Source organism: Halorubrum sp. ASP1 (genome assembly GCF_005435135.1).
Taxonomy (GTDB): domain Archaea; phylum Halobacteriota; class Halobacteria; order Halobacteriales; family Haloferacaceae; genus Halorubrum; species Halorubrum tropicale.
The window spans coordinates 1-746 of the sequence record NZ_SGUA01000042.1; the positions used below are offsets into that span (position 1 = coordinate 1).

The 746-nt window shown below is 59.1% G+C and carries 1 protein-coding gene; it reads left to right on the forward strand.

Translation table 11 applies throughout. From position 1 onward, the window contains the following. On the forward strand, window positions 1-493 hold a 493-nt coding region (locus EXE48_RS18570; RefSeq protein ID WP_199236416.1), incomplete at its 5' end, for an ATP-binding protein. Window positions 494-746 lie beyond the last annotated feature (253 nt).

Sequence of the window (746 nt, forward strand, 5' to 3'; positions counted from 1 at the left end):
GGCAGAGCTGTACCTGTTGACCGGCGTTACCGAGTACGACAATAGCCGGCCCCGGTCGGTGCGACTCTACCTCCGTGACACAGGGCTGGTGACCGCGCTCGCCGACGGCGACGCCTCGACCGTCCGCAACGATTTTGACCGCGAGGCCGACCTAGCCCGCGTCGCGGCGTTCGACCACACGATGCGGTTTGCCTACGGGATCAACGCTGTGCAAGGTAATGATGAACCGCCAGCTGTCCAGTACTGGCGCGGCCGGGAGGGTGAGGTCGACTTTGTCTTCGAGGTGGATGGCACTCCTGTCCCGATTGGGCTAGCGTATCAGTCACGTGAGCGTGAGGGGTCGCTCGAAGCCGTTCAAGAATTCAAAGAAGCGTACGACGTGCCACTTGGATTCCTCCTCGCTGGTGATACGGTTCGAGGCAGACAACCTATTGAGGATCTCGGAGAGGGAATCATCCAACTTCCGTACTGGTTGTACTTGCTCCTATGCTAGGTCGCTACCTAATCGGTTGTGAGAACAGAACTAGGGACCTGTCGGTTGCCGCCCCTGGTGGAAGTCGTGATGGGTCGAGGTACCAGGAGACGACAGGGGGTTTGTATTGGGAGCAGATATTTAAGCTAACTTGACGTATTGTATGGAAATGACGGTTTTCGGCCGTCTTGGTGCCCTGTTCGTGGTCCTCGGCGGGGCAGCCCTCTTGTTCGTGGACGCTCTGCGTTCTCCACCCGGCCTCTGGTACGCGGTC